This is a genomic window from Agrobacterium sp. 5Ca39 (assembly GCF_055382365.1).
In genome coordinates this window covers 2,666,718-2,688,802 of the sequence record NZ_AP026436.1, presented here as the reverse complement: position 1 = coordinate 2,688,802, position 22,085 = coordinate 2,666,718, and the positions used below count along the sequence as shown (strand labels likewise).

The 22,085-nt window shown below is 58.9% G+C and carries 24 protein-coding genes; 14 read left to right on the top strand and 10 right to left on the bottom strand.

Annotated elements, in window-relative coordinates; genetic code table 11:
- Positions 1 to 133: 133 nt before the first annotated feature.
- From phnC to ACZ47E_RS13075, 9 genes are all read left to right on the top strand, one after another.
- Positions 134 to 994 carry a phosphonate ABC transporter ATP-binding protein gene (gene phnC, locus ACZ47E_RS13115; RefSeq protein WP_006699785.1) on the top strand — a complete coding sequence of 287 codons (861 nt, stop codon included), beginning with the start codon at positions 134 to 136 and terminating at the stop codon, positions 992 to 994.
- A gap of 86 nt (positions 995 to 1,080) precedes the next feature.
- A complete protein-coding gene (gene phnD / locus ACZ47E_RS13110; RefSeq protein WP_004439243.1) occupies positions 1,081 to 1,986 on the top strand; it encodes a phosphonate ABC transporter substrate-binding protein in 906 nt (301 codons plus the stop codon).
- 70 nt (positions 1,987 to 2,056) lie between these two features.
- Complete coding sequence (gene phnE, locus ACZ47E_RS13105) at positions 2,057 to 3,043, top strand: phosphonate ABC transporter, permease protein PhnE (RefSeq protein WP_004439242.1); 987 nt, start codon at positions 2,057 to 2,059, stop codon at positions 3,041 to 3,043.
- A complete protein-coding gene (phnE, locus tag ACZ47E_RS13100; RefSeq protein WP_278067142.1) occupies positions 3,043 to 4,392 on the top strand; it encodes a phosphonate ABC transporter, permease protein PhnE in 1,350 nt (449 codons plus the stop codon). The genes phnE (ACZ47E_RS13105) and phnE (ACZ47E_RS13100) overlap by 1 nt, the downstream gene beginning before the upstream one ends.
- Positions 4,393 to 4,675: 283 nt before the next feature.
- Positions 4,676 to 5,365, top strand: a complete 690-nt coding sequence (locus tag ACZ47E_RS13095) for a DUF1045 domain-containing protein (protein WP_345797432.1) — start codon at positions 4,676 to 4,678, stop codon at positions 5,363 to 5,365.
- On the top strand, positions 5,362 to 6,498 hold the full coding sequence (locus ACZ47E_RS13090) for an alpha-D-ribose 1-methylphosphonate 5-triphosphate diphosphatase (protein ID WP_004439239.1): 1,137 nt from the start codon (positions 5,362 to 5,364) through the stop codon (positions 6,496 to 6,498). Before ACZ47E_RS13095 ends, ACZ47E_RS13090 begins: the two co-directional genes overlap by 4 nt.
- Positions 6,495 to 7,091 (top strand): phosphonate metabolism protein/1,5-bisphosphokinase (PRPP-forming) PhnN, encoded by a 597-nt coding sequence (gene phnN, locus ACZ47E_RS13085; RefSeq protein ID WP_172874117.1) that lies wholly within the window; start codon positions 6,495 to 6,497, stop codon positions 7,089 to 7,091. Before ACZ47E_RS13090 ends, phnN begins: the two co-directional genes overlap by 4 nt.
- 86 nt (positions 7,092 to 7,177) lie before the next feature.
- Entirely contained in the window at positions 7,178 to 8,218 is a 1,041-nt protein-coding gene (locus ACZ47E_RS13080; RefSeq protein WP_022555392.1) for a helix-turn-helix domain-containing protein, read from the top strand.
- Positions 8,219 to 8,673: 455 nt separating this feature from the next.
- Positions 8,674 to 8,919, top strand: a complete 246-nt coding sequence (locus ACZ47E_RS13075; protein WP_022555391.1) for a response regulator transcription factor — start codon at positions 8,674 to 8,676, stop codon at positions 8,917 to 8,919.
- A 220-nt stretch (positions 8,920 to 9,139) separates the two neighbouring features.
- Here the strand turns inward: ACZ47E_RS13075 and ACZ47E_RS13070 are convergent, their stop codons facing one another.
- The 8 genes from ACZ47E_RS13070 to ACZ47E_RS13035 all read right to left on the bottom strand — a co-directional run bounded on the left by ACZ47E_RS13070 (position 9,140) and on the right by ACZ47E_RS13035 (position 16,420).
- The gene (locus ACZ47E_RS13070; RefSeq protein ID WP_107339883.1) at positions 9,140 to 10,129 is read right to left on the bottom strand and encodes an Ldh family oxidoreductase; all 990 of its coding nucleotides are present in this window, start codon (positions 10,127 to 10,129) and stop codon (positions 9,140 to 9,142) included.
- Between the two features lie 119 nt (positions 10,130 to 10,248).
- A complete protein-coding gene (locus ACZ47E_RS13065; RefSeq protein ID WP_006699792.1) occupies positions 10,249 to 11,178 on the bottom strand; it encodes a TonB family protein in 930 nt (309 codons plus the stop codon).
- A complete protein-coding gene (gene exbD, locus ACZ47E_RS13060) occupies positions 11,175 to 11,660 on the bottom strand; it encodes a TonB system transport protein ExbD (protein ID WP_006699793.1) in 486 nt (161 codons plus the stop codon). The genes ACZ47E_RS13065 and exbD overlap by 4 nt, the downstream gene beginning before the upstream one ends.
- A gap of 6 nt (positions 11,661 to 11,666) precedes the next feature.
- Entirely contained in the window at positions 11,667 to 12,824 is a 1,158-nt protein-coding gene (gene exbB, locus ACZ47E_RS13055; RefSeq protein WP_278067140.1) for a tonB-system energizer ExbB, read from the bottom strand.
- Positions 12,825 to 13,013: 189 nt separating this feature from the next.
- Positions 13,014 to 13,751: a histidine utilization repressor gene (gene hutC, locus ACZ47E_RS13050; protein ID WP_125270148.1), complete on the bottom strand. Its 738-nt coding sequence runs from the start codon at positions 13,749 to 13,751 to the stop codon at positions 13,014 to 13,016.
- Positions 13,752 to 13,785: 34 nt separating this feature from the next.
- Positions 13,786 to 14,571, bottom strand: a complete 786-nt coding sequence (locus ACZ47E_RS13045; RefSeq protein ID WP_037089514.1) for an ABC transporter ATP-binding protein — start codon at positions 14,569 to 14,571, stop codon at positions 13,786 to 13,788.
- Positions 14,571 to 15,344 carry an ABC transporter permease gene (locus tag ACZ47E_RS13040; RefSeq protein WP_037089516.1) on the bottom strand — a complete coding sequence of 258 codons (774 nt, stop codon included), beginning with the start codon at positions 15,342 to 15,344 and terminating at the stop codon, positions 14,571 to 14,573. Before ACZ47E_RS13040 ends, ACZ47E_RS13045 begins: the two co-directional genes overlap by 1 nt.
- A 134-nt stretch (positions 15,345 to 15,478) precedes the next feature.
- Complete coding sequence (locus tag ACZ47E_RS13035; RefSeq protein ID WP_004439226.1) at positions 15,479 to 16,420, bottom strand: ABC transporter substrate-binding protein; 942 nt, start codon at positions 16,418 to 16,420, stop codon at positions 15,479 to 15,481.
- A 205-nt stretch (positions 16,421 to 16,625) separates the two neighbouring features.
- Here ACZ47E_RS13035 and ACZ47E_RS13030 point away from each other — a divergent pair, with 205 nt between their 5' ends.
- Complete coding sequence (locus tag ACZ47E_RS13030) at positions 16,626 to 17,336, top strand: YoaK family protein (RefSeq protein WP_037089520.1); 711 nt, start codon at positions 16,626 to 16,628, stop codon at positions 17,334 to 17,336.
- Between the two features lie 12 nt (positions 17,337 to 17,348).
- Here the strand turns inward: ACZ47E_RS13030 and ACZ47E_RS13025 are convergent, their stop codons facing one another.
- Positions 17,349 to 17,867, bottom strand: a complete 519-nt coding sequence (locus ACZ47E_RS13025; protein ID WP_004439222.1) for a hypothetical protein — start codon at positions 17,865 to 17,867, stop codon at positions 17,349 to 17,351.
- A gap of 77 nt (positions 17,868 to 17,944) precedes the next feature.
- Here ACZ47E_RS13025 and ACZ47E_RS13020 point away from each other — a divergent pair, with 77 nt between their 5' ends.
- Positions 17,945 to 18,583 carry a trimeric intracellular cation channel family protein gene (locus ACZ47E_RS13020; RefSeq protein ID WP_004439220.1) on the top strand — a complete coding sequence of 213 codons (639 nt, stop codon included), beginning with the start codon at positions 17,945 to 17,947 and terminating at the stop codon, positions 18,581 to 18,583.
- A 75-nt stretch (positions 18,584 to 18,658) separates the two neighbouring features.
- Here ACZ47E_RS13020 and irrA read toward each other — a convergent pair whose 3' ends face one another.
- Complete coding sequence (gene irrA, locus ACZ47E_RS13015) at positions 18,659 to 19,078, bottom strand: iron response transcriptional regulator IrrA (RefSeq protein ID WP_022555384.1); 420 nt, start codon at positions 19,076 to 19,078, stop codon at positions 18,659 to 18,661.
- Between the two features lie 316 nt (positions 19,079 to 19,394).
- Between irrA and fabA the strand changes: the two genes are divergently transcribed.
- The 3 genes from fabA (at position 19,395) to fabI (ending at position 22,022) form a co-directional block, all read left to right on the top strand.
- Positions 19,395 to 19,910 (top strand): 3-hydroxyacyl-[acyl-carrier-protein] dehydratase FabA, encoded by a 516-nt coding sequence (gene fabA, locus ACZ47E_RS13010; RefSeq protein WP_003507274.1) that lies wholly within the window; start codon positions 19,395 to 19,397, stop codon positions 19,908 to 19,910.
- Positions 19,911 to 19,985: 75 nt separating this feature from the next.
- Positions 19,986 to 21,209 carry a beta-ketoacyl-ACP synthase I gene (fabB, locus tag ACZ47E_RS13005; protein ID WP_006699799.1) on the top strand — a complete coding sequence of 408 codons (1,224 nt, stop codon included), beginning with the start codon at positions 19,986 to 19,988 and terminating at the stop codon, positions 21,207 to 21,209.
- Positions 21,210 to 21,215: 6 nt separating this feature from the next.
- Positions 21,216 to 22,022 carry an enoyl-ACP reductase FabI gene (gene fabI, locus ACZ47E_RS13000; RefSeq protein WP_004439215.1) on the top strand — a complete coding sequence of 269 codons (807 nt, stop codon included), beginning with the start codon at positions 21,216 to 21,218 and terminating at the stop codon, positions 22,020 to 22,022.
- The last annotated feature ends 63 nt before the right edge of the window (positions 22,023 to 22,085 follow it).

The window sequence follows — 22,085 nt, the reverse complement described above, 5'->3', positions numbered from 1 at the left end:
TCCCAGACATTCGCCGGCAAACATGCGGCCGCAACACTTGAGCTCTTTGTAATATTTTCTTCATCAAACTGACATTCGCACTTCACGCACCGCTGTTACGTCGAACCCCGTCAAAAGAAGATTGGACGGGGAAATGAGCTTTCACCTGAAGCAAGTCACGCGCCGTTTCGGCAATCACACCGCGGTCGATTCCGTGAATGTCGAAATTCCGCAGGGCCAGATGGTCGGCGTGATTGGACGTTCAGGCGCCGGCAAGTCGACGCTGCTGCGCATGATCAACCGCCTCGTCGATCCGTCCTCGGGTTCCATTTATTTCAATGACACGGAAGTTTCGTCGCTGAAGGGGGCTGCACTGCGCAACTGGCAGCGCGACTGCGCCATGATCTTCCAGCAATTCAATCTTGTTCCGCGCCTCGACGTGCTCACCAATGTCATGCTTGGACGCCTCAACCACCGTTCCACGGCATTGAGCCTTTTTAACATCTTCACACATGAAGAGCGCCTGATGGCCATCGCCGCGCTGGAGCGGCTCGGCATCGAGCATGTGGCCATGCAGGCGGCGGGTACGCTTTCCGGCGGTCAGCAGCAGCGCGTCGCCATAGCCCGCGCCCTGATGCAGTCTCCGAAGATGGTCCTTGCCGACGAGCCGATCGCCTCGCTCGACCCGCTGAACGCCAAGATCGTGATGGATGCGCTGCGCGACATCAATGAGCGTGAAGGTATCACCGTCATTACCAACCTGCACACGCTGGATACCGCGCGCAACTACTGCGAACGCATCATCGGCATGTCTCAGGGCCGCGTCGTGTTCGACGGAACGCCCGCCGAACTGACGGCCGCAGCCGTTACCGAGATTTACGGAACCGATTCTCAGGGATCCGGCATCGACGAGACCATGACCTCGACCAGCATCAATATTCCCGGCGCGCAGCTTGCCGCGCGTCCGGTGCAGCAATCTGCCGGTCCCGAACCGCTCGCTCTCGCCGGGCTCTGAGGGAACCGCCCAGCATCGTTTGCGCCCGCGTCAAGGGCCGATGGTTCACAACAAACTCCGGCTTGCCGGGAAACAGGAGAAAGTCCATGTTGAAGAAAATCCTTCTTTCGGCAGTCGCCCTTGGCGTTCTGGCCGGTTCCGCCATGGCCCAGGACGTCAAGGTCCTGCGCATCGGTCTCGACGGTTCCGAAAACGAAGCGGACCAGATCCGCAACACGAAGTGCGTAGCCGACGGCCTGAAGGCCGCGACCGGCGTTTCCGAAGTTCAGATCTTCCCATCGCCGGACTATAACGGCGTCATCCAGGGTCTGCTCGGCGGCACCATCGACATCGCCTCCATGGGCGCTTCTTCCTACGCCAAGATCGCCCTGGCCGATCCGAAGGCCGTTGATCCGATTCTGACCACCGCCGGCGCTGACGGCTCGACCGGTTACTACACGATCATGGTTGCCCGCAAGGACAGCGGCATCAAGACGCTGGCTGATGCCAAGGGCAAGAAGATCGGCTTCGCGGACCCGGATTCCACTTCCGGCTTCCTCGTTCCGAACGTCGCTATTCCGAAGGAAACCGGCGTTCCGGTCAAGGAATACTTCTCCGAAACCGGCTTTGGCGGCGGCCATGAGAACCTCGTTCTCGCCGTTCTCGACAAGAAGTTCGATGTCGGCACCACCTTTGGTTCGGGCGTGGGCAAGTGGGAAGAAGGCTACACGGCCGGCAACCTCTACCAGATGGTCAAGAAGGGCAACCTTGACATGGACGATATCGTCGAAGTCTGGAAGTCGCCACTGATCCCGAACGGCCCGCTGATGGTCACCAACAAGCTCGGCGACGCGATGAAGCAGAAGGTCGAAAACTTCTTCATGGAACTGCCGAAGAAGGACCTCGCCTGCTTCCAGGGCTTCACACAGGGCAAGAACACCGCCTACATCAAGGTCGACCCGTCTTTCTACCAGACGATCATCGACGCCCGTAAGTCGGTTATCGGCGGCTGATCCTCAGATCATATCCGGAAGCGGCGGTGCCTTGCGGCGCCGCCGCTTTTGCAAATAAAGGAAAAGCGGCATGGCGACCACACTGCACCATGGTACCTTCTCGCCAGAAGGATTGAGCGCATCGTCCCAGACGGTCATGCGTCATTATCAACAGCAGCTTGCGACTCGGCGAATCTATACCGTCATTTCGCTCGTGATCTTTCTCGTCATCCTTGCCGCCTCCCTGAATTTCGCCAATGCGGCCAATTCAGGCAAATTTTTCGAGCGCCTGCCCTATTTCTTCGATTTCATGAAGACCTTCGTACCCGATAGTCCGCTGGAAATCTTCCGGGCCATGTTCGACCTGCCGTCGCCCTATGCGGACGGTTCGCTGAAATACAACTATGTCGCGGATCGCGTTTACATCACCAGCGGTTTCTACATCCCGCACTTCATCTACCAGCTGATCATCACGCTCAATATTGCGCTGGTCTCGACGATCATCGGCACCGGCTTCGCCTTCGTGCTCTGCTTCTTCGCCTCCACCAATCTCGTTGGCGCCGGCCTTGTGCGCTGGTTGGTGCGCCGGGTGATGGAAGTGCTGCGCGCCTTTCCTGAAATCGTCGTCGCCGGGCTTTTGACAGCCATTCTGTCGATCGGTCCGATCGCGGCGATCATCGCAATCTCGGTCCATACCATCGGCGCTCTCGGCAAGCTCTTCTTCGAAGTGGTGGAAAATGCCGACATGAAGCCGGATGAAGGCCTTCGCGCCGCCGGTGCCAACTGGCTGGAGCGGGTGCGTTTCGCCATCGTGCCGCAGGTGCTGCCAAATTTCGTTTCTTATGCGCTGTTGCGCGCCGAAATCAACGTGCGCGCCTCCACCATCATCGGCGCCGTGGGCGGCGGCGGCATCGGCGAAGTGTTCCGGCTGTCCATCGGCAATGATCATGCGTCGAAGACCTATGCCATCATCATTCTGCTGCTGATCACCATCATCGCCGTCGATCAGTTTTCCGGCTGGCTGCGCCGCAGGCTGATCGGCCATCAATCCTTCGAATTCGGACGGGGAGCGGCCTGATGTCTTCCAGCTTCATTCTCAACACTGCCGAGCGCGAGAGGCTGACGGCTGCGCATCCTGAGGTATTCAACCGCAGTTTCATGCAGCGATATGGTCTGCTTGTCGGACTTCTTGCCGTCACCGCCTATCTCGTCGGCTGCTTTTTCCTCTTCAATGTTGGTCCGGCTTTTATGCAGGGCCGATGGGATCGCGCCTCCAGCTACATGCAGGACTGGTATTCCTGGCGCGCCCAACCGCGCCTCCGTTTCGAAGCCGGCAAGGTTGAACCGCAATGGTCGAGCCGCGGTCAATATCCGGTCGATGCGAAGATCGACTGGCTGCAACCCCTGCCCGATGGCGGTTACAGCGTTGTTTATGTGGGTTCGGACAACCGCCTCGATGTGACGCCAACCCGCGTGGATGTCTATGTCGACGGCAAGAACTATCCCGTCATGATCAACGACGACGGCGCTATTGCACCACAGGGGCTGCCTGCCGAAATCCAGCAGGACGGCAAGAAGGTGCTGGTGCATTACGGCTTTGCCGGTCAGGCGGAAATCCGCACCAGCCAGGTTTATGTGCAGCGCCGTTTCCTTGGATGGGCGAACTTCCTGTTCGATACGAAATCGGAATTCTGGGGCAAGGGTTATGGCGAGCTTGCCGCTCTCGCTCTCTGGGGAGAGAGGCTCGATCCCGCGCGCTCCAATCTCGGCCATATGGTCGATGATTTTCTCGACAACAGTGTCTGGCAACACGCCGACATCCTGTCCAAGCTGATGCAAACGCTGGTCATGGCTTTCGTGGGTACGCTTTTCGGCACCGTCGTTGCCCTGCCGCTCGCCTTTATCGCCGCACGCAACATCACCGCGAACAGGGCGGCGAACTGGGGCATGAAGCGCCTTTTCGATTTTCTGCGCTCGATCGACATGCTCATCTGGGCACTGTTCTTCACCCGCAGCTTCGGCCCGGGACCGATCCCCGGCATTGCCGCGATCTTCTTCACCGATACCGGCGCGCTCGGAAAGGTCTATGCCGAGGCGCTGGAGAATGTCGACGACAAGCAGCGCGAGGGTGTCAAATCGGTCGGCGCCTCCCCGATTGCCGTCAATCGCTTCGGCGTGCTGCCGCAGGTTCTGCCGGTGTTCATTTCACAGTCACTCTATTTCTGGGAGAGCAACACCCGGTCCGCCACCATCATCGGTGCGGTGGGAGCCGGGGGTATCGGCCTGAAACTGCTGGAAGCGATGGGCACCAATGCCGACTGGGACAAGGTGGCCTATATGGTCCTGCTGATCCTGTTCGTCGTTTTCCTGTTTGACCACATTTCTAACTCGCTGCGTTCGCGTCTCATCGGAAAAACGCATCATTAAACCCGGCAAGACGGGACTTCACGTGACGCCGCAAGCGTTCGTCATCCCGCCCCTCACATCAGGAGAAGCGACTGATCCTTTCTCCGTCCCGCGTCCGTAGGGCTAACTTATCCTCAAGCGCACCCTTAACCTCTATGAGGTTCCGGGTGCGCTTTTTTCCATCTGCATCATCATTCTGTCACGGAAAGAGATTACTTCGCACTCCTGACCTTGCGGGAGGCGGGCGAGTCACGCCAAATGGCTTCTCATCCCTGGTTTTCCATGACACCGAAGAGTGCTTGCCGTGCGCTATGCCATCTATTTTTCTCCGGCTAAAGATCATCCTCTGACCAAAACGGCATCCCGCTGGCTTGGACGAAACGCGTTTTCCGGCAGACTGCATGATGACCATGCCGACTATGCGGAGATGACGGAAGAGCCCCGCCGTTATGGCTTCCACGCAACCCTGAAAGCGCCTTTCGAGCTGTCCGAAAAATACAGCGAAGCAGAGCTGCTGGCGGCCGTGGCGGACTTTGCTGCAAGCCAGCCGGCCTTTGACATTCCGCGTATCGTGGTTGGTGCACTTGGGCCATTCTTCGCCCTGGTGCCGGATCGCATTTACCAGCCGCTGCAAGACTTTGCAGCGGAGATCGTGGATCATTTCGACCGGTTCCGCGCCCCCCTGTCCGAAACAGATATTGCCCGCCGCCGGCCGCAGATGCTGACCGAAAGCCAGCGGGAAAATCTGTCGCTCTGGGGCTATCCGCATGTCATGGATGATTTCCGTTTTCACATGACGCTGACCGGCCGGATCGACGAAAGCGAACAGCCCGCCGTGCGTGAGCTTCTCTCCGCACGATTTGCCGAATTCACCGACAAACCCCTCACCGTTTCCGGCCTCGCCCTGTTCATTGAAGAAACGCGCGGCGCCCCCTTCACCGTTCACAGCTGGCACCCGCTTGGCCAGCAGCCAAAGGAAGATGCGACACCATGACTGAGCACGCCCTTTCCAACGCCCGTATCGTTCTGGAAGACGATATTATTCTGGGCTCCGTTCTGATCCGCGACGGCAAGATCGCCGATATCAGCGAAGGCGCCTCCAAGACCGGAGAAGATCTTGAAGGCGATTTCCTGATTCCCGGCCTGGTGGAACTGCATACCGACCATCTCGAGCAGCATTATTCGCCGCGCCCCGGTGTCATCTGGGACAAGATTGCCGCCATTCAGGCCCATGACGCACAGGTGGCGGCCTCCGGCATCACCACCGTATTCGATTGCCTGCGACTTGGCTCGGATGAAGACGGTGGTTTCAAAAAAGGTGAAATGCGGGAAATGGCTGACGCCATCGAGGCGGCGGCGGATCAGAACCGCCTGCGCTCGGACCACCTGCTGCATCTGCGTTGTGAGGTCGCTTCCGCCGATGTGCTGGAGCATTTTGAAGATTTCGAAACCGATCCGCGCGTGCGGCTGATTTCGCTGATGGATCATTCCCCGGGCCAGCGCCAGTTCCAGTCGATGGACCAGTATATTTTCTATTATCAGAAGAAGCGCGGTCTGAGCGACGAGGCGTTCGCCGAATTCGTGCGGCGCAGGCAGGCGGCATCGGCGGAATATTCCGCCAAACATCGTGATTATCTGGCTGCCCGCTGCGCTGAGCGTGGAATCACCGTTGCGAGCCACGACGATGCAACAGAAGCGCATGTCGGCGAAGCGATTGGTCACGGTGTGAAGCTGGCGGAATTTCCCACCAGCGTCGAGGCGGCAAAAGCTTCGCACAGCGCCGGCATGAGTGTCTTGATGGGCGCCCCGAACATCGTTCGCGGCAAATCCCATTCCGGCAACATCGCCGCCCGCGATCTGGCCGAAATTGGTGTTCTGGATGTTCTCTCTTCCGACTACGTGCCCTTCAGCCTGCTCTTCGCGCCGTTCCTGCTTGCCGATCAGGTGGAAGCCATCACGCTGCCGGAAGCTCTGCGTATGGTCACCGCCACACCGGCGCGGACCGTTGGTCTTCACGACCGCGGCCGCATAGCCGGCGGTCTGCGGGCCGATCTGGTTCGGGTTCACCGCGAAGATGGCGTTCCCGTGGCACGTTCCGTCTGGCGTCTGGGCAAGCGCGTGGCATGACCGGCGACGGACAAGATAGCCGGCGCGAGGGATCGCCCGGAACCATGATCGTCATTGTCGGCCCCAGCGGGGCCGGCAAAGATACGCTGATGGATTATGCGGCAATGCAGCTGTCCGGCCGGCCGGGCTTTCACTTCACCCGCCGCGTCATTACCCGCAGCGGCGACGCGGGCGGTGAAAACCACGACGCAGTTTCCATGCAGGAATTCAACCGGCTTGAGAGTGAAGGCGCTTTCGCAGTCTCCTGGCAGGCGCATGGGCTGAAATATGGCATTCCGGCCGCTGTCTATCGTCAGCTGAACGCCGGGGACGTGGTTATCGCCAACGGTTCCCGGTCGGCCCTGCCTCAGTTCGGTATTGCTTTTTCCCGCCTGAAGGTCGTGAATATCGTGGCGCGACCGGAGGTTCTGGCACGAAGGCTGGAACAGCGAGGAAGGGAGAGCCGCGACGATATCCTGCGACGGCTGGAACGTAGTGCTCTCTGTGTCGACGGCAATTTTGACGTGATCACTGTGGACAACAGCGGCGCGATCGAAGATGCGGGAAGAACAATGATGGAGCTTCTGGAGCAAAGCGTCCGCAACCGTACATAAAATCCCCGGCCGCGCTGCTCGACAAACGGGTGCGCGAGGCTTACCATTAGGCGACAATTTCCAAACATGGTACGCCAAGGCTAGGGATGCCCGAAAAGAGGCTCAGCGACGAAATAACTGTGGTGGCCGGTCTGGCCGCCGGCGTCAGCAATTATGCGCGGGGGCGTGGCATCGATATCGCACCCATCTGCAAGGCTCTTGAGATCGATCCCGGCAATTTCGGAAGTCTCACAGAGCGCATCAGCCTCGATAGATTATGCCGTCTGCTGGAAACCTGCGCCCTGATATCCGGCGACGACGCTTTCGGATTGCAGTGCGCCTCCACTTTTCCCGCCGGCGCGTCCGGTGCTTTCGGATATGGCCTGATCAGCGCCCCGACGGTGCGGGCGTTTCTGCGCTTTCTTCAGGATCACGTCTATTATGCGACCAATAACAGCAATTTCACCATGGTTGCAGATGCGACCGGGGTGACGCTGTCATGGTCCTTTGCACCGGTGATTGTCAAGCGTGATCAATATGTCGATCTGTCCCTGGCAATCCTGATACAGCGGCTCCGCGATATTCTGGGAGAGCGCATCCATCAGATCGAGATTGGGATGGAGCGACAGAAACCCGATAATATTCAATTATTTAAAGAAAGAATGACGAAGCGGATCAGCTTTTCCCAACCGATCCATACCATGCGCCTTCCCCTATCTCTCCTTGAGGTGGCCAATCCGAACGCCGATGAACGCCTGTTCGAATTGATGAATTTGCAGTGTCGGATGCTTCGACCGGAGACATCGGCCGACGCGACGCATTTCATCGATCAGGTGAAGCGGTATATGCAGATGAGGCTTTCCGATGCGGAGCTTTCGCTCAGCGAGATTGCCCCCTATTTCAACCTTTCGGAACGCAGTTTTCAGCGGCGCCTTGCCGAACTCGGGACCAATCTCAACGAGATAAAGGATGCCATTCGCAAGAATGCCGGATTCAAGCTTCTGGTGGAAAGTGATCTTCCGGTCTCCGACATCAGTTACCGGCTTGGATATTCGACCCCAGGTGCATTTTCCCGCTCCGTTTCTCGCTGGTTCGGGGCAACACCTACGGATATTCGCCGGAAACACGCGCATCATTCCGCCGGATAATACATGGCTACAGCATCAATATTTCGGAACGAGGCATTAAAGTTGATGAATATATCAACAGTTGTCGCGATGTGTGCCGAAACATAACAATAAAATGAAAAACTTGGCGCGTCATGTTATTTCATCGGTGGAACACATCCACTATTAGAGCGCCGATCTCCTTCGGGTGTGACGAAAACATTCCAAAGCTTTGAAACTGTATTTCACGCCAGACAGATTGTCGTCGCTGGGCGTCGTTGTCGCAGGCCCTCGATGGCTGGAATAGAACGTCTGCATCGGATTTACAGGCTGCGAAAGCGGCCCCTTACCGCAAAACTCCTGAGGCCAGATGAAACCTATTGGCGAAATTGGCGTTTCTGTTCGCGTGTGGACGGAGCGGCCAACGAGCTGGTGTCGGAGAATGAACACTGCCTGCTCCTGCCCGGGAAGGCCAATCTTTTTTGAGGCTGAAAGAAATGTCTTCAAATTCGCCGCATGAATATCGCCAGACGCATGAAGTCGTCCTCTCGGAGCGTGAGCGGCAATATCTGGGGCTGGTCGCGCGGGGCAAACATCCCTCGCACGTCGCCGTGATAGTCGGCGCCGACGAGGCGGACGTCAAGGATACTCTGGAAAAGGTGCGCCACAGGCTCGGTGCGACCAATCTGCTGAATACCGTCAGTATTGCCCTGCTGCGCGGCCTGATCGAACAGGAGGCATAATCGCCACCTGCTCAACTCAAGCTTCCGCGACAAAGTCCTTTCCGGAAGCTGAAAACCGAATGAGCGGCTTTCTGCGTCAAAATCCTTCCATATCAATGGCGGGATCGGCGGACCAAATGGCGGCTGGACATGATGTCCGGTCCCATCGACGCAGATAAACGCAGCCATTTACGGTTTACCCGGCGGGTCACGGTCGACCCGCCGGGTTTTTAATGTCCGGTCAAAGCGATTGAATTTCGCCAAGAATATCGCTTTCGATCACGATACCGCTTTCCAACGCCTGTTTGCGGATACCCTGGCTGCGGCGACCGGGCAGGCGGACATTTTCCTGTTTTTCTATCTCCTGGGCTATGAGAGCCAGCCTTTCGGTAAAGGCAGAGCCGCCTGATGATACAGGGTCTATTGCGATAATGGTGTGTCCGAGCGAGGGGGGCGCACCCTTGTCGTCCAGAAGGGAGGAAGCCTCGAAGGCGAAGTTTCCGCCGGTAATTGCAGCGGCCATGATTTCCACCATCAGCGCCAGCGCTGCGCCCTTGGCTTCGCCCGCAGGAACCATGGTTCCTTCTATGGCCTCCTCCGGATCGGTGGTCGGTCGGCCATTTCTGTCAAGCGCCCAGTCGCCCGGGATCGTCTCCCCCTTCTGGCGCGCCGCCATGATTTTTCCGCGTGCGACCTTGGAGAGAGCCAGATCGATGACGAGTGGATCAGCGCCGCCAACGGGCGTGGCAAAGGCAATCGGGTTCGTACCATAAAGCGGCCTGCTGCCGCCCCAGGGCGCCATGGACGCAGGCGCATTGGCGAACATCAGCGCCACGAGACCCGTTTCGGCAATACGTTCGACAGTCAGCGCCATGACGCCGGCGTGATGGGAACGGTGGATGGCGGCGAGCGCGATCCCCTGCTGGCGCGCCATTTCAGGCAATTCCTCAAGCGCGAGATCGATCGCCGGATAGGCATAACCATGATTGGCGTCGACCGAGAGGACGCCGGGCTTCACCCGTGTGGCCACCGGACGCGCCTTGCCATCGACCTTGCCTACACGGGCCTGACGCACGTAAACGGGTATACGGCGAAAACCATGACCACCCTGCCCGGCGGCCTCGGAGGCGACGAGCGCCTTTGCCACCGAGCGGGCGTTTTGCGGTAGAACGCCGTTGCGCTCAAAGATAGAGGATACGAGATCCTCCGCCTCTGCGATTGAGAATTTCATTCCGGAATGCCTCTGCTTGTGATGTCGTCAAGACCTACACCATCGAAAACATTCGCGAAATATCATTGAGGCCACACCACGGGACAGGTCGGAAAAAATCGGTCCCGCCAGGGGAGCTGCTAGCGGATGCTGATCGGCAGCGTGATTGTCCTGTTTGCTTCCGGCGGCGGGGCGGGCACGGGCGACGCGCTCTGAATCCAGGCGGCGATCTGCTGATCCACGGACGAATCGCCGGTGGACTGAACAACGCTGACACCGCTGATGGCACCGGCATCATTGACGCGGAACCGCACCGTCGCAGTCATTGCATCGCTGCGGAGTGAACGTGGTTTGCGGCGCTGAATGTGCGAGCGGACTTTCGATCCCCATTTTGCCGGGGAGGCGGATGACGAAGAAAAGAAGCCGGCATTGCTGCGCGATGCGGCCGTGCGGTCGGATTGCTGGGCTTCCGCCTTCGCAGTTTCACGCAGTTCCGAGGCCTGCTGCGGTTTGGGGCGCTGGCGCTCGACCTTCTTTTTCTCTTCAGGCTCTTTCTTTTCCACCTTCTTTTCGACGGGCGGAGGCGGAGGCCGCATGACGGGCAAGGGGACCTCGACATTTTCAAGTTCCGCCATCATCTGCTCCTGAACGGGATCGACAGGCTCAACCGGCTCGGGAATTTCCTGCGGTTCGACGATCTCCTCGACCGGTGGCTCAGGCGGCTGCACCGGCTCAGGCGGCGGCGTTTCGGCAACCGGTTCAGGTGGTGGCGGGGTCTCTTCAGGAGCAGCTTCCTCAACCGGTTCGCTGCTGTCGCTCTTCACTTCTTCGGCGTCCTCGACATCCTGTGCCTGCGTCGTTTCTTCAGTTTGGACGGCTTCCGGTATCGCCGCCATTTCGATCATGATGGCGGCGGGGGGCGGCCCGCCGGCCTCAAGCTCATCCGGCTCCTGCATCAGATAATAAGCGAACCCGGCATGGACGCTGAGCATCAGCAACGCCGCGGCGGACCACAGCGTCACCTCCCAAAGGCGGGAATGTCGGGCCTGTGGATAGCCGTTTTCACTCATGGCGTCGCTTCCTGCACCGCCGACGGGGCGGGCTGGCCAGCAGCCGGAGGCTGCGATACGGCAGCGGCATTTTCCAGCCCCACAAGGGCGATCTTCAGATAACCGGCATCTCTCAGCAGGTTCATGATTTCCATGAAGTGGCCGTAATCAACCGCCTTGTCTGCACGCAGGAAGATGCGGGTATCCTTCTTGCCACCCGTCTGGCGGTCGATGGCGGCCGCCAAGGCTTCACGGGCCACCGCATCATTGCCCAGATTAAGCGAGAGATCGTCTTTGACCGTAAGATACAGCGGCTCCTCCGGTCGCTCCGCGGGTTTTGCGGTGGATGCGGGAAGATCGACATTCACATCGACGGTGGCGAGTGGCGCGGCCACCATGAAGATGATGAGCAGAACCAGCATCACATCGATGAAGGGCGTGACATTGATCTCATGGTTTTCGGAGAGATCGTCACCGCTGTTTTCGCGAATTCCTCCAGCCATGTCCGATCACCGTCCAACCAGCGATACTGCGGGTTTGCTGGTGCTGCCCGGCGGAATGCGGCGAAAATCGAGGTCGCGGCTGACGAGGCGCTCCACGCCCGCTGCGGCATCCGCCAGCAGATGGCGGTATCCGGTGATCGAGCGCGCGAAGACGTTATAGATCACCACTGCGGGAATGGCGGCAACGAGGCCGATGGCGGTGGCCAGAAGCGCTTCGGCAATGCCGGGCGCGACGACGGCGAGATTGGTGGTCTGCGATTCCGAAATGCTGATGAAGGAGTTCATGATGCCCCAGACGGTGCCGAACAGGCCGACAAAGGGGGCGGTGGAACCGATCGTTGCCAGAACGCCCGTCCCGCGTGACATGCGGCGACCGGCGTGGGTTTCGATACGCGACAGCGCCGAGGAGACACGTTCCTTGATACCGCCGCCATCGGTATGTTCGACCACAGCATCGGAAAGCTGCATTTCATGAGTTGCCATGCGCAGCATGAGCGCCGCAGGTCCGCCCTTCTTCTCGACAGCCTCGGTGGCCTCGTTAAGGGTTTTCGCCTTGCGAATGACCTTCAGCGTTGCGCCGGCCCGAACACGCGCACCTGCAAGTTCAACCGACTTTGCAACCCACACCGTCCAGGTCACCAGCGAGGCGAAGGCCAGACCGATCATGACACCCTTCACGACCCAGTCCGCCGCCATGAACATGCCCCAGGGGGACAGGTTGTGTGGGATATCCGCGCGATGTTCGGCACTTGCCGGTTCGGCGCCGACGGGCTCTACCGGGGTTGAAACCTCGTTGGTCGGCGCGGCACCTTCGGGTGTCAGGGCGGGAGCGACTGAAGATTGTGCGCGCTCTGCAGGCGCGGCTTCATTGTTTTGAGGTTGTGCAGGCGCGACGGCTGCCGGCCGTTCCTGTGCGGGCATGGAAGGCTGGTTCGGCTGAACGACTGGAGCGTCCGGCGCCGCCGGGGTTTGTGGGGACGGCTGTGCCGGCTGGACCGTTTCCGCTTGCGGTGCGGACTGAATCTGGGGTTCGGATGCCGTCTGAGCGAAAACCGCACCGGCGCTCAATCCAACCAGTAAGATAACCGTCGTGGCAAGGGAAATGCGCCGTGTCCTGCTTGCCTTGTTGAGAGACGCGGAAGAAGTGGTGGTCGCAACTGACATGTTTTTTATCCCGGATTTCCGTCGATGAACCCATCCGCAGATTGACCGGTTTGAAACCGGGGTCATAACGGATGCCGTCGTAAAAGCTTGACGTTCCGATAATAAACCTGAGTTCTTTTGACAACTATTATATTGCCAAAAGACGACCCGTAAACTCTTCTTTACAAAAAATTGACCGATCTACCGTCTTCAGCTGCTCTGCGAAGGCGAAAACTGCGCAACGAGCGCGTGTCGGTCACCGGGATAGGTGACCGACACGCGGGTGATGTAATCCGTTCCGTGCCAGGTCCGGCGATCGATGACCAGACAGGCGGCTCCCGATCGGATACCCAGCGCAGCGGCATTTTTGCGGTCGGCCGAGACGGCGCTGATGCGATGTTCGGCAGCGCTCCAGGGCACCATCTTCAGCAGCCACGTTCCGGGGCCGATCTGCGAAAAATCGGCAAACTCGGCCTCCGGTACAGCAGTGACATTGATGAGGCGCTCTTCCAGACAAAATGGGACGCCACCCGCAAAATGCGTGCAGGTGAGTTCCAGCACGGGCGCATCGGCCGCAAGCGCCATAGCCGCTCCATCGTCTTTACCCGCAGGCCGGAGACGCCGCTGATCGAGGCGATACCTGTAAACCAGCCCAAGTGCCTGCACCTCTCGTTCGATATCGTGGATTTCCAGCACGGCCGATTGCGCGTGGGGCTGACGGACAAAACTACCGAGACGCCGGCGTCTTTCGATAAGACCCCGCTGCACCAGTTCTCCCAAAGCCTTGTTCACCGTCATGCGCGAACAGGCATATTGGCGGGTCATTTCGTGTTCGAATGGGATACGATATCCCGGCGGCCATTCGCCTGACATGATGTGGCGCTCCACATCGTTGCGGATTCGCTCGTGCAGTGACTTTTCCTGAAGATCGGCGCCTGTGCCCCTCATCCCGATGCTTCTATCCTCCCCGTTCCATACCCTGCTATCCGTGAGCGGCGGCGGCGATCGCTTCGCTGCGGATTTCTTCCGTCAGCCTTGCACGCAGTTCGGAAAATTCCGGGCTGGCCTTGACGGTGTAGTGGCGCGGATGCGGCAGGTCGACCGGCGTGATCGATTTGATACGGCCCGGCCTCGCAGACATGGTCACCACGCGCGATGCCATGAAAACCGCCTCCTCAATATCGTGCGTGACGAAAATGACCGTCTTTTGCTCACGCTCCCATATGCCGAGCAACAATTCCTGCATCAGCCCGCGGGTCTGATTGTCGAGAGCGCCGAAAGGCTCGTCGAGCAGCAGGATTTTCGGGCCATTTGCCAGGGCGCGGGCAATGGCCGTTCTCTGCTGCATGCCGCCGGAGAGTTGTTTCGGCCAATGGTTTTCGAAACCACGCAGGCCGACCTTGTCGATATAGCTGTCAACGATCTCCCATTTTTCCTTCTCCGCAACGCCGCGTTCGCGCAGGCCGAAAGCGACGTTTTCACGGATCGTCAACCAAGGGAACAGCGTGTAGGACTGGAACACCATGCCGCGGTCCGCCCCCGGGCCAGTCACCGCCCTGCCTGACAACAGCACCTCGCCCGTTGTCGGACGGTCAAGCCCGGCGATGATGCGCAGCAGGGTCGATTTTCCGCATCCCGAAGGACCGAGGATGGTAACGAAATCATTGCGCGGGATTTCCAGATTGGTGGGCTGCAGGGCCAGCGTCGGCTGCCCGCCGTGTACGCCTGGAAAGATGCGGCTGACGCCGTTGATAACGAGTTCGCTCATCAGGCAAGCCTCCAGGCAAAAAGCTTCCAGTTCAGCGATTTGAACGCGAAATCCGAGATAAGGCCGATAACACCGATGACGATGATGCCAAAGATGATCTGGCCGGTCGCCATCAGCGCCTGGCTGTTGATGATCATGTAGCCGATACCGGAGGAGGCGCCGATCAGTTCCGCGACGATGACATAGGTCCAGGCCCAGCCGAGGACGAGACGGAGGATTTCGGCAATGTCGGGCGCATTGGCGGGAATGAGGACTCGACGCACCACGCCCCGATCCCTCGCGCCCAGCGTATAGGCGGCCTCCACCAGATCCCGCCGCGTGCCGGCGACGGCCACAGCCACCATCAGGATGATCTGGAAGACGGCGCCGATGAAGATCACCAGCAGCTTCTGCATCTCGCCGATGCCGGCCCAGAGAATGAGCAGCGGCACAAAGGCGGAAGCCGGAAGGTAACGCGCGAAGGAGACAAAAGGCTCAAGCAGCGCCTCGATGGGCTTATAAGCCCCCATGGCGATACCGAGAGGGACGGCGACTACGGAGGCCAGCACGAAACCGCCCACGACACGCCAGATCGTCATGCCGATATCGCTGGCAAAACCCTGATCCGTCAGCAGATAGATACCATCCTTCAGCATGGTGACGGGGTCGGCCAGAAAGGTCGGCGACACGAAACCGCCCAGCGTGGCAAAGCCCCAGGCAGAGAAAAAAAGCACGAAGAACAGGATGCCGAGCGCTATCCTCGTGCTGTTCTTTATGGGTTGAAGTGGTTGCATTCTGTCGCCTGTCCCGAACCGGCGCGGCACTTCGCCACGCCATCACCATGTTCCCGCACTCAAGACGCGGGAACACTGTCGCGCTTCTTACTGGCTGCAATATCCGGAGAGGGAAATGCAGCTGGCTGTTTCCGTCACTTGATGAAGGACGTGTCCGCGAGGGTCGAAAGATCGGGCTTCGACTTGATCACGCCGATTTCGAGCAGCAGGTCAGCCGATTTTTCGGAAAAAGTCTTGAACTCGCCCTCGAAGAATTTCTGGTTGGCGGCCTTGTCCTGCCATTCGAGGAATTTTGCCGAAGCGGCAAAGGCCTCGCCGGACTGTTTCACATCCGCGCCCATCGTCGCATAGGATTTTTCGGGATCGGCCTTGATAAGATCAAGTGCCTGGAAATAGCTGTCCGCCAGAGCCTTGGCTGCCTGCGGATTGGCCTTCAGGAAGTCTGGCGTGCAGCCAAACGTGTCCATAACCGCGGGATAATCCAGTGTCGTGGCAAGAATCTTACCCTTGTCGGGAGCGGCGCGCACGGTAGAGAGATAGGGTTCATAGGTCATGGCTGCATCGTTCTGTCCGGCGACGAAAGCCTGCGCGGCCGGCCCCGGCTCAAGGTTGACGACCTTCACATCCTTCAGTGTCAGGCCGTTTTCCTTGAGGATCCAGGCGAGGAAGAAATAAGGAGAGGTGCCCGGTGCGGACGCGGCCACCGTCTTGCCCTTGAGGTCCGCGACCTTTGCGACATCGCTGCGCACCGCGATGCCATCGGCACCGTGCGATTTGTCCATCTGGAAAATCTGGGTGGATTTCACGCCATTGGCGTTCCAGGCGATCCAGGTTTCCACCGTGGTGGCGGCGCACTGGATGTCACCGGAAGCGAGAGCGAGATGGCGGCTGGCCTGCGGGATTTTCTTGATCTCGACCTTCAGGCCGTTCTTTTCGAAAATGCCGGCCTGTTTTGCAAGCGTCAGCGGTGCAAAACCCGTCCAGCCCGACATGCCTATCGTCACGGACGTTTCGGCATAGGCGGAAGCGGATGAGAAAAGCGCCGCCACAGCGGCGAAAACCCAGGTTTTTTTCATGATCGGAACCCCTTTTGATTTATTTTTGTGCGACATTGTTTTTCGCTTTATTTGAGGCATCGTAGGCAGGCATTTTGTATTTGTCTAGACAAAACAGAAAGCGCACGCACATCCCTGGAACGATTGCAAATGCACGGCCAGCCATTCTAGACATAGAGAACGCGGCCGGCGAGCAGGCCCAACGATTTCCCGTATCGAGCTCTCCATGACCAGACAGAGACGTCGTAATATCATCAAGGCCAGAAGGACCGGCACGGGTATCGCGCTGGTTGCCGCCATTTCCTTCATCGCGGGCATGACGGATGCGGTTGGACTGCATATTTCCGGCGACTTCGTATCCTTCATGACCGGCAATACCACGCGCGCCGCGGTTTCAGCGGAAGCCGGCATCTATTCCCACGCCGTGAAACTCCTTGTCGCGATCATCGCCTTTGTGGCGGGCAACGCGGGCGGGATCGTGGTGGCGCACAAGTTCGAGCGGCGTATCTTTGCAGTCCTCATGGCGGTCGGATCGCTTGTGGCCATTTCGGCATTGCTTCGTGGCGAGACCTCGGGCCTCGTGCAATTTTACCTCGTGGTCTTCGCCATGGGCATGGTCAATGCGGCCGTCGAGCATATCGAGGGACTGCCGATCGGCCTAACCTATGTGACGGGCGCCCTTTCCCGTTTCGGCCGAGGCATCGGCCGCTTTCTTCTCGGTGACCGGAGCTTTGATTGGGGCATCCAGATCGTGCCGTGGCTGGGCATGCTGAGCGGTGCGATGTGCGGTGCCGTTCTCGGGGCCAAGCTGCAATCGGATGCTCTCTGGGTCGTGGCGGTCGCTGTCTTCGTTGTCGCCATCGCCACACTCATCATTCCGCGCTCACTCCGACAGCGCTATAATCAGAGGGTGAAAATCCGGCGGATTACGCCGTAGCAACCGTTGCGCTCACTTTCGCGAGATCGTGACGAATTTTGTCCCGCGCACCCGCACTGTCATCAGGCAGGGCTCCTTATCAGTACGCTCGCAATAACGCGGATGCATCTTCAGCACGAAGACCATGTTACCAAAACGCTTGATGAAGTCATAACCGTAGATGCGGGCCGTCGCGATCATCAGGTAGCCGCCTTCTTTCACCTGCACGTAAAAATTATAGGGGCATCCCTCGTCATCACAGGCGCGGCCTTTTTCGCCGTCGCAATCCAGAACCCCGTGATTGACGATGGCATCCATCAACCCGTCATTGTTGATATCCAGCCGTGTGACAAAATCGTCGCCGAATGCTGCCACCTTGCACTCGTTGCGGAAATGATCCTTCTCGTAAATCTCCGGATCGCTCACCAGCTGCTGCTGCGCCGAGAGCGCCACCGGGAACATCAAGAGAACCAGCGCCTGAAGAGCGGCAACGAGAGCGATTCGCACGGCATTTTCCTTTGCATCCGTTTGGGTTATGGATGTTGCGATCATCCGGGCGGCCAGCCTAGAATTTAGTGCTTGCGCGACACTGACGTGTTCGCCGCCCGTGTTCCGGGGGGAACCTTTTCATGACACTTCTGGGTTTTCTCGACTATGCCGGCGTGGCAGTGTTTGCCGCAACCGGTGCGCTTGCCGCTTCGCGCAAGCAGCTCGACCTGATCGGCTTCCTGTTTTTTGCGGCGGCCACCGGTATCGGCGGTGGCACGGTGCGTGATCTCGTGCTCGGCAGAACGCCGGTGTTCTGGGTCATCAACCCCACCTATATTCTCGTCTGCGTCTCGGTGGCGGTGCTGCTGTTCTTCACGGCACATCTGTTCGAATCCCGTTACCGGGTATTGATCTGGCTCGATGCGCTCGGCCTTTCTGCTTATTGCGTCATGGGAGCGGCCAAGGGCCTCGCAGCAAGCGGTTCGGCCACTGTCGCCATTGTCACCGGCGTTCTGACGGCAACATTTGGTGGGGTTTTGCGCGATATTCTCGCCGGTGAGCCCTCCGTGCTCTTGCGGCCGGAAATCTACATCACCTGCGCGCTTCTGGGCTCTTCCACCTTCATTGTCGTCTATTTCTTCGGCGCGCCGCTTTATGCCGCTTCGGCAGCGGGCGTGTTGATGGCCTTTGGGATCCGGTCCGGCGCGCTGATCTTCGGCTGGACCTTCCCGCCCTATAAAGGCAAGCCCGGCAGACGCCCGGAAGATGTCATGAAGTGACCCATGGAACGACGCTGAAAACAGAAATGGCGCCCGCGGGCGCCATTTGCATATCCGTCGTCGAACCGAAGAACTTCAGCCGCGCTTGCGGCGGAGGCGGATCACCACATCGACATGGGCGATTTCCATGCCCTCAGGCGCTTCCGGCAGATTGCCGATCTGGAGATTGTTGACAGGTATATCGAGAACCTCGTTCTCGCCTTCCACGAAGAAGTGATGGTGATCCGACACGTTGGTGTCAAAATAGGTACGGGCACCTTCCACGGCGAGAACCCGGATGAGACCGGCCTCGGTGAACTGATGCAGTGTGTTGTAGACCGTGGCGAGAGAAACGGGCACGCCAGCTGTCACAGCCTCATCATGCAGTTCCTCGACGGTGAGGTGGCGGTCACCTTTCGCGAAGAGAAGATCGCCCAAAGCCACGCGCTGGCGCGTGGGCCTCAGCCCAGAGCGCCGCAGCCTCGTTCCGATATCCATTGTGGCGTCAAATGCCATGCAATCCCATTCCAAACAGAGGTATGCCACCCGTCAATTGCAATAGCATATATCTTTTGCAGGGAATGCTTTCAATAGTTTCAGCGCCGCCGAGTGTCGCAAATGGCCGCAAACCGGCCATTCCTGCAAATTTCCTCTGGTTCCGACCGGATGGTTCCTGTATGCGGACGGCATATTGAGGTAATGACTTCTGCAAAGAAGGTTCGAAGACAAAGAATGGGGGCGGAACCGCCTCTGCCCTTGCAGCGCTTCATTTTGAACCTAACTTGCTCTAGTGAAGTCGATCAACACCAGTAATTGGGGAAGTGAAAGCGGTATGGCAACGAGGCAATCAAGTTACAATTACGAGGAGATCCTGTCCTGCGGTCGCGGCGAATTGTTCGGCCCGGGAAATGCACAGCTCCCATTGCCCCCCATGCTCATGGTTCACCGCATCACCGAAATTTCAGAAACCGGTGGCGCGTTCGACAAGGGTTTCATCCGTGCCGAATATGATGTCAGCCCCGATGACTGGTATTTTCCCTGCCATTTCCAGGGCAACCCGATCATGCCGGGGTGCCTCGGCCTTGACGGCATGTGGCAGCTGACCGGCTTCTTCCTCGGCTGGCTGGGCGAAGAAGGCCGCGGCATGGCGCTTTCCACCGGCGAAGTGAAGTTCAAGGGCATGGTGCGCCCTCACACCAAGCTCCTTCAATATGGTATTGATTTCAAGCGCGTGATGCGTGGCCGTCTGGTGCTTGGAACTGCTGACGGCTGGCTGAAGGCGGACGGCGAAACCATTTATCAGGCGACAGACCTGCGGGTCGGCCTGTCCAAGGAAAAGGCTGCCTGAGGCAGACGGAATAGTTCAGACAAACGCCGGGCGGCTTCGGTTGTCCAGCCGAAATCTTAAGAAAAGGTCCCTTTCATGAGACGAGTTGTTGTCACCGGCCTCGGTATTGTTTCTTCCATCGGCGGTGATGCCGCTGAAGTCACCGCGTCGCTGCGCAATGCCAAATCCGGCATTTCTTTTTCGCCGGATTTTGCCGAACACGGTTTCAAGTGCCAGGTCTGGGGCAAGCCTTCTCTCGACCCCACCGATCTGGTCGACCGCCGCGCCATGCGTTTCCTGTCACAGGGCGGCGCGTGGAACCATGTTGCCATGAAGCAGGCAATCGCCGATTCCGGTCTGGAAGAGAGCGATATCAGCGGCAATGAGCGCACCGGCATCATCATGGGCTCGGGCGGTCCTTCCACCCGCACCATCGTCGAAGCTGCCGATATTACGCTGAAGAACAACAGCCCGAAGCGCATCGGTCCGTTTGCCGTGCCGAAGGCGATGTCCTCCACCGCTTCGGCCACGCTCGCGACCTGGTTCAAGATCCACGGCGTCAACTACTCCATCTCTTCGGCCTGCTCCACCTCGGCGCACTGCATCGGCAACGCCGCCGAGATGATCCAGTGGGGCAAGCAGGACGTGATGTTCGCTGGCGGCCACGAGGACCTCGACTGGTCGATGTCGAACCTTTTCGACGCCATGGGCGCCATGTCGTCCAAATTCAACGAGACCCCGGACGTCGCCTCGCGCGCCTATGACGTCAACCGCGATGGCTTCGTCATCGCCGGCGGTGCGGGCGTTCTGGTTCTCGAAGAGCTGGAACACGCAAAGGCACGCGGTGCCAAGATTTATGCCGAAATCGTCGGTTATGGCGCGACCTCTGACGGTTACGACATGGTTGCCCCCTCAGGCGAGGGCGCGATCCGCTGCATGCGGCAGGCTCTTTCCACCGTCAAGGGCGACATTGACTACATCAATACCCACGGCACCTCGACGCCGGTTGGCGACAGCAAGGAAATCGGCGCGATCCGCGAAGTCTTCGGCGACAAGATCCCGCACATTCAGTCGACCAAGTCGCTGACTGGCCATTCGCTTGGCGCGGCCGGAGTGCAGGAATCAATCTACGGCCTCTTGATGATGCAGGAACGTTTCATCGGCGAGAGCGCGCATATTTCCGAACTCGATCCGGAATTTGCGGGCGTTCCGATCGTTCGCAGCCGCATCGACAATGCCAAGATCGACACCATCCTATCCAATTCCTTCGGCTTCGGCGGTACCAACGCCACGCTCGTCTTCCAGCGTCATAACGGATAATTGCCCATGAACGGCATCATGCAGGGTAAACGCGGCCTCATCATGGGCGTCGCTAACAATCACTCCATCGCCTGGGGTATCTCCAAGGCACTTGCGGCACAGGGCGCGGAACTGGCCTTCACCTATCAGGGTGAAGCGCTCGGCAAGCGTGTCAAACCGCTCGCCGCGGAACTTGGCTCCGACTTCATCGTGCCTTGCGATGTCGAAGATATCGCTTCTGTGGACGCGCTGTTTCAGACGATTCGCGAAAAATGGGGCGCGCTGGATTTTGTCGTGCATGCCATCGGCTTCTCCGACAAGAACGAGCTGAAGGGCCTTTACGCGGATACGACGCGCGAGAATTTCAGCCGCACCATGGTCATTTCCTGTTTCTCCTTCACGGAAATCGCCAAGCGCGCCGCCGAGCTGATGACGAATGGCGGCTCCATGCTGACACTGACTTATAACGGTTCGCAGCGCGTCATTCCCAACTATAACGTCATGGGCGTTGCCAAGGCGGCGCTCGAGGCTTCCGTGCGTTATCTCGCTGCCGATTACGGCCCGCGCGATATCCGCGTCAACGCCATCTCGGCCGGCCCGGTCCGCACGCTCGCAGGTGCGGGCATTTCCGACGCGCGCGCCATTTACGCATGGAACCAGAAGAACGCGCCGCTGAGACGGACGGCGGATATCGACGATATCGGCGGGTCTGCGCTCTACCTTCTGTCCAACCTCTCGCGCGGCGTGACGGGTGAGTGCCATTACGTAGACTGCGGCTATAATATCACCTCGACACCCACGCTCGAGGTTCTGTCGAAAGCGGACGCGGAATAATCACGTCCCTGGTTTATTAAAGCCCGGCCCCGTGCCGGGCTTTTTTCATTTGGCGTCTGTGTC

Coding starts and splice junctions, on each gene's coding strand:
- phnC (WP_006699785.1), top strand. CDS start 134: ATGAGCTTTCACCTGAAGCAAGTCACGCGCCGTTTCGGCAATCACACC.
- phnD (WP_004439243.1), top strand. CDS start 1,081: ATGTTGAAGAAAATCCTTCTTTCGGCAGTCGCCCTTGGCGTTCTGGCC.
- phnE (WP_004439242.1), top strand. CDS start 2,057: ATGGCGACCACACTGCACCATGGTACCTTCTCGCCAGAAGGATTGAGC.
- phnE (WP_278067142.1), top strand. CDS start 3,043: ATGTCTTCCAGCTTCATTCTCAACACTGCCGAGCGCGAGAGGCTGACG.
- ACZ47E_RS13090 (WP_004439239.1), top strand. CDS start 5,362: ATGACTGAGCACGCCCTTTCCAACGCCCGTATCGTTCTGGAAGACGAT.
- phnN (WP_172874117.1), top strand. CDS start 6,495: ATGACCGGCGACGGACAAGATAGCCGGCGCGAGGGATCGCCCGGAACC.
- ACZ47E_RS13080 (WP_022555392.1), top strand. CDS start 7,178: ATGCCCGAAAAGAGGCTCAGCGACGAAATAACTGTGGTGGCCGGTCTG.
- ACZ47E_RS13075 (WP_022555391.1), top strand. CDS start 8,674: ATGTCTTCAAATTCGCCGCATGAATATCGCCAGACGCATGAAGTCGTC.
- ACZ47E_RS13070 (WP_107339883.1), bottom strand. CDS start 10,129: ATGAAATTCTCAATCGCAGAGGCGGAGGATCTCGTATCCTCTATCTTT.
- ACZ47E_RS13065 (WP_006699792.1), bottom strand. CDS start 11,178: ATGAGTGAAAACGGCTATCCACAGGCCCGACATTCCCGCCTTTGGGAG.
- exbD (WP_006699793.1), bottom strand. CDS start 11,660: ATGGCTGGAGGAATTCGCGAAAACAGCGGTGACGATCTCTCCGAAAAC.
- exbB (WP_278067140.1), bottom strand. CDS start 12,824: ATGTCAGTTGCGACCACCACTTCTTCCGCGTCTCTCAACAAGGCAAGC.
- hutC (WP_125270148.1), bottom strand. CDS start 13,751: ATGAGGGGCACAGGCGCCGATCTTCAGGAAAAGTCACTGCACGAGCGA.
- ACZ47E_RS13045 (WP_037089514.1), bottom strand. CDS start 14,571: ATGAGCGAACTCGTTATCAACGGCGTCAGCCGCATCTTTCCAGGCGTA.
- ACZ47E_RS13040 (WP_037089516.1), bottom strand. CDS start 15,344: ATGCAACCACTTCAACCCATAAAGAACAGCACGAGGATAGCGCTCGGC.
- ACZ47E_RS13035 (WP_004439226.1), bottom strand. CDS start 16,420: ATGAAAAAAACCTGGGTTTTCGCCGCTGTGGCGGCGCTTTTCTCATCC.
- ACZ47E_RS13030 (WP_037089520.1), top strand. CDS start 16,626: ATGACCAGACAGAGACGTCGTAATATCATCAAGGCCAGAAGGACCGGC.
- ACZ47E_RS13025 (WP_004439222.1), bottom strand. CDS start 17,867: ATGATCGCAACATCCATAACCCAAACGGATGCAAAGGAAAATGCCGTG.
- ACZ47E_RS13020 (WP_004439220.1), top strand. CDS start 17,945: ATGACACTTCTGGGTTTTCTCGACTATGCCGGCGTGGCAGTGTTTGCC.
- irrA (WP_022555384.1), bottom strand. CDS start 19,078: ATGGCATTTGACGCCACAATGGATATCGGAACGAGGCTGCGGCGCTCT.
- fabA (WP_003507274.1), top strand. CDS start 19,395: ATGGCAACGAGGCAATCAAGTTACAATTACGAGGAGATCCTGTCCTGC.
- fabB (WP_006699799.1), top strand. CDS start 19,986: ATGAGACGAGTTGTTGTCACCGGCCTCGGTATTGTTTCTTCCATCGGC.
- fabI (WP_004439215.1), top strand. CDS start 21,216: ATGAACGGCATCATGCAGGGTAAACGCGGCCTCATCATGGGCGTCGCT.